Origin of the sequence: Roseateles sp., assembly GCF_031397715.1 — a bacterium.
GTDB lineage: Bacteria > Pseudomonadota > Gammaproteobacteria > Burkholderiales > Burkholderiaceae_C > Paucibacter_A.
Window position 1 is genome coordinate 1 of sequence record NZ_JANNMI010000296.1, and the last position, 3,971, is coordinate 3,971.

Sequence of the window (3,971 nt, forward strand, 5' to 3'; positions counted from 1 at the left end):
AGCATCTTCGTCAACCGCCTGCAATTCGCGCCGCACGAGGACTTTGACCGTTACCCCCGCACGCTGGAGCGCGACGCGGCGCTGTTGGCCGGCGCCGGTTGCGACATCGTCTTTGCCCCGGCCGAGGGCGAGCTGTACCCGGAAACGCAGGGCTACAAAATCCATCCGCCGTCCGCGCTGTCGGACATTCTGGAGGGCCATTTCCGCCCCGGTTTCTTCATCGGCGTGTGCACGGTGGTGGCCAAGCTGTTCAATATCGTCCAACCTTCGATGGCCTTGTTCGGCAAGAAGGACTATCAGCAGCTGCTGGTCTTGCGCCGCATGGCGGCGCAGCTGGCCCTGCCTATCGAGATCATGGCCGGCGAAACCCAGCGCAGCGCCGAGGGCCTGGCGCTGTCATCACGCAATGCGTATTTGAGCGAAGCCGAGCGCACCGAGGCGCTGCGCCTGAGCCAGACGCTGCGGGCGCTGATCGGGCGCTGGCAGGCCGGCGAGCGCGATGTGGCGAAGCTAGAGGCCGAGGCAATCCAGCATTTGCGCGCTCATGGCTGGCAGCCCGACTATGTGGCCTTGCGCCGCCAGAGTGATCTGGGCGCTCCTGTCGAAGGCCAGCCGCTGGTGGCGCTGGCGGCGGCGAAGCTGGGAGCGACGAGGTTGATTGATAACCTCGAAGCTTGAGCTCTGGCTTTCCGGGTTTACTTGACGCTCAGCAACTCAACGTCAAACACCAGCGCGGCGTTAGCGGGAATGGTGCCTGCGCCGGTCGTGCCGTAGGCCAAGCTGCTGGGGATGGTCAAAGTACGCTTGCCGCCCACTTTCATGTCCTTGACACCCTGGTCAAAGCCCTTGATCACATCGGCACTGCCAACCTTGAAGTTGAGCGGCATTTTGCCGACCGAACTGTCGAATTGGGCGCCGCGTGTGCCGGTGGCTTTGACGTCATACAGCCAGCCGGTGTATTGCACGGTCGCTGACGTGCCGGTTGCTGCAACAGCGCCGGTACCGACGAGGGTGTCAACAATCTTTAGTTCAGTGACGGCGGCCGAGCCCGAGGTGTCGGTGAAATTGCTGGTGCCGGAGTCACCGCCGCCACCGCAGGCGCTCAGGCCAAGGCCGGCGGAGAGGGCCAGAACGACTGCGGAGATGGAGAAAAAATTTTTGATAAACATGCTGGTCTTGAAAAGGTGACGGAGCGGTTGGTAGTCGGTGCGCGCAGTCTAGTGCAAGTCGTTCGGCCGGCGCGGCGTAACAAGGCGTAAGCGAAAGCTCAAGCGCCGCCCTCGCTGTCATCGTGATGATCGGCCGTCGCGTTGAGCTTGCTATGGTTTCAGGAGACTTCTCAATGCGCTCTTTTGTTTTACGCGCGGCCACGGCCGCTGTGGTGATTGTCTTAACGGGCTGCGGCGGCGGTGGTGGCGATGAAGGCCATCAAGCGCCGCTGCCGTCGCCCCGGCCCAACCCCAATCCCCTCCCCAACACGCTGAGCTGCAGCAACGAGGGTTTGTCGAAATCGGCGCTCAGCAGCTTGCCGACCGTCTGCATGTTGACCAGCAGCGGCGAGATCGTCTTCGAGCTGTATTCGGACACGGTCCCCAACACGGTCAACAACTTCCTGCGCTATGTGGCCGACGGCGCGTACAAGAACACCTTGTTCCACCGCGTCGACCGCGACTTCGTCATCCAGGGTGGCGGCTACACCAGCGGCATGTTCGAGCGCCCGCCCGCCTATGCGCCGATCCCGCTGGAAGCACGCGAGTACAACCTGCCCGGCACCATCGCGATGGCCCGCCGCAGCGATCCCAACAGCGCCACCAATCAGTTCTTCATCAACGTGAAGGACAATAAAGACTTGGACTACCAGTCCGCCGCAAAACCGGGTTATGCGGTGTTCGGCCGGGTGATCTCGGGCATGGCCACCGTGGAGGCGATCAATGCAGTGCCGGTTTATGTTTACAGCGACGCCGACCTGCGGCCGCAGCAAGAGGTCTTGATCTATTGGGTGCAGCGTCTGAAATAGCCGCCCCGCCCGGCATCAGCCTGCCGCGCATGCGGCTGCGCTGGAGTGCGGTGGCCCTGCAGGCCTTGTTGCGCCGTTGGGCCGCTTTCATCGTGGTGCTAGCCGCCGTCTTGGGGCAGTTTTTCAGCACGCTGATCGGCTGGCCCGCGCTGCCGCTGTTCTGGGGCAGTGCGCAACAGAGCTGGCTGCTGGGCCAGGGCGTGGTGTTGCTGCATGCGCTGCCGGGTGCCTTGCTGTGCTGGGGCCTGCGCGAGCAGTTGCTGCCCGTGCATTGGCTGGCGCCTGAGCGTGCGCTGCCGCTGCGCCGCCGCGACCTGTTGCGCGCCGACCTGGCCGTGCTCGCCTTGGCCCTGCTGCCTTTGGCCCTGCTCAATCTGATCTCGATTGCCGCTTGGCGCCATGCCGACCCGGCCTGGATGCGCGGCCTGTGGCCGGCGGCGATCGGCTACTTTTTGCAGTCGCTGCTGCTGTCGGCCGCCGCTGGGGCCTTGCTGCTGCAACTCAGGCGCCGGCCAATACGGGCTGCCAAGCCGGCGCTGACGCGCAGCCCGGCGCCAACGGCACGCGGCGACGCCGGCCCCAACCTTGCGCTGCTCTTGTTGCCACTCTGGCGCGGCCCGGCGCGGCCGGTGCTGCATCTGCTGATACTCGCCTGCGCAGCGCTGGCGACGACGCTAGCGGCCGCCTGGCGCTGGCCGGGCCAGGCCTCCTGGGCCTTGGCCGCTTACACCTTGCTGGCCATGGGCTTGAGCGCGCGCCTGCATGCCCAGGCCACGCTTTGCTATGCGCCGATTCGACGCGAGTGCCAGGTCTTGCCTTTGCCACCGCGCTTCTGGCCGGCTCGCCTGCTGCTGCTGGCGCAACTGCCCGCTCTGTTGGCCTGGTGCGCCCTGGCCTTGCTGCTGTGGGTCTTGGCGCCTTGGCAGTTGGCGCCCTTGGCAACCCCGCTGTTCATGGCCTATGGCCTGCTGGCGCCGGGCTTGCCGCTGTTGGCCAAAGAAGGCGGCAGCCCGGAGGGGCGCGCCGGCCGCTGGTTACTGGGCTGGGCGCTGTGGGTGGCGCTGGCCAGCGAAGTTCTGCAGTCCTGATTTAGCGACATCATCAACCAAGAAACCATGGCCGACTCCCCCTCATTCTTGTGCATCGAAGCGCTCAGTTATGCCTATGGCACCAGCAGCCGGCGTGTGGTCGACCTGTGGAGTCAGAATTTGGCGCCCGGCCTGGTCTGGCTGCGCGGGCCCAATGGCAGCGGCAAGTCAACCCGCCTCAAGCTGCTGGCCGGCATGCTGCAGCCGCAATACGGCAGCGCTCGAATGGCCGGCTTGGACCTGCTGAGCCAGCCCTTGGACTATCGCCGCAACGTCAGTTTTGTCGGTGCCGAGCCGCCGCCCTTCGAGCATCTCAGCCCGGCCGAGCGCTTCGGCTTCTTGAGCGGGCTTTACCCCGGCGCCGATGCAGCCAGCTGGCAGGCCCATGTCCAAGGCTTTTGCCTGCAGCCCTTCCTCAACCAGCCGCTGCGCACGCTGTCCACCGGCACGCAGCACAAAGCGGCCTTGGCGGCAGCGCTGGCGCTGCACACGCCGCTGCTGCTGTTGGATGAGCCGCTGAATGCGCTGGACGCGGTGTCGCTGGCCTATCTGCGGGGCTTGCTGGGCGAGGCGGCGCAGCGGCGCGATCGGCTGACGCTGGTGGTCAGCCATGAGGAGCTGGGCCTTGAGCCCAGCGCTTGTTTGCAGCTCTAGCCCATAAAGTCCAGCACCACCCGTGAAGGCACTTCGCCCTTGGCCAAACGCTCAAAGACGCTGTTGATGGCCGACAAGGGCTGCAGCTCGATATCGGCCTTGACCTTGCCGGCGGCGGCAAAAGCCAGCGCCTCGGCCATATCGCGCCGGCTGCCGACGAAGGAGCCGCGGATGGTGATGCAGTTGGCCACCACGTCGAACAGCGGCGTCGG

The 3,971-nt window shown here is 65.4% G+C and carries 5 protein-coding genes and 1 pseudogene; 4 read left to right on the forward strand and 2 right to left on the reverse strand.

Features of this window, described 5'->3' with window-relative positions:
• Positions 1-678: pantoate--beta-alanine ligase (gene panC, locus RMO57_RS12835; protein ID WP_310387182.1), on the forward strand; the 678-nt coding region annotated here is incomplete at its 5' end.
• Positions 679-695: 17 nt separating this feature from the next.
• On the opposite strand, the gene RMO57_RS12840 is transcribed toward panC, so the two are convergent.
• On the reverse strand, positions 696-1,169 hold the full coding sequence (locus tag RMO57_RS12840) for an FKBP-type peptidyl-prolyl cis-trans isomerase (RefSeq protein ID WP_310387184.1): 474 nt from the start codon (positions 1,167-1,169) through the stop codon (positions 696-698).
• Positions 1,170-1,342: 173 nt separating this feature from the next.
• Here RMO57_RS12840 and RMO57_RS12845 point away from each other — a divergent pair, with 173 nt between their 5' ends.
• Genes RMO57_RS12845 through RMO57_RS12855 form a run of 3 tightly spaced genes read left to right on the forward strand, consistent with a single transcriptional unit; the run spans position 1,343 to position 3,759 of the window.
• On the forward strand, positions 1,343-2,017 hold the full coding sequence (locus RMO57_RS12845) for a peptidylprolyl isomerase (protein WP_310387187.1): 675 nt from the start codon (positions 1,343-1,345) through the stop codon (positions 2,015-2,017).
• The gene (locus RMO57_RS12850) at positions 1,996-3,105 is read left to right on the forward strand and encodes a hypothetical protein (protein ID WP_310387189.1); all 1,110 of its coding nucleotides are present in this window, start codon (positions 1,996-1,998) and stop codon (positions 3,103-3,105) included. Before RMO57_RS12845 ends, RMO57_RS12850 begins: the two co-directional genes overlap by 22 nt.
• Before the next feature lie 27 nt (positions 3,106-3,132).
• Positions 3,133-3,759: an ATP-binding cassette domain-containing protein gene (locus RMO57_RS12855; RefSeq protein ID WP_310387190.1), complete on the forward strand. Its 627-nt coding sequence runs from the start codon at positions 3,133-3,135 to the stop codon at positions 3,757-3,759.
• On the opposite strand, the pseudogene RMO57_RS12860 reads toward RMO57_RS12855, so the two are convergent.
• Positions 3,756-3,971, reverse strand: a pseudogene (locus tag RMO57_RS12860) (zinc-dependent alcohol dehydrogenase); the annotation flags it as partial. The gene RMO57_RS12855 and the pseudogene RMO57_RS12860 overlap by 4 nt on opposite strands.

What these genes read in the sequence shown, in the direction of transcription:
- RMO57_RS12855 (WP_310387190.1), top strand. Translation starts at nt 3,133, where the DNA reads ATGGCCGACTCCCCCTCATTCTTGTGCATCGAAGCGCTCAGTTATGCC.
- RMO57_RS12845 (WP_310387187.1), top strand. Translation starts at nt 1,343, where the DNA reads ATGCGCTCTTTTGTTTTACGCGCGGCCACGGCCGCTGTGGTGATTGTC.
- RMO57_RS12840 (WP_310387184.1), bottom strand. Translation starts at nt 1,169, where the DNA reads ATGTTTATCAAAAATTTTTTCTCCATCTCCGCAGTCGTTCTGGCCCTC.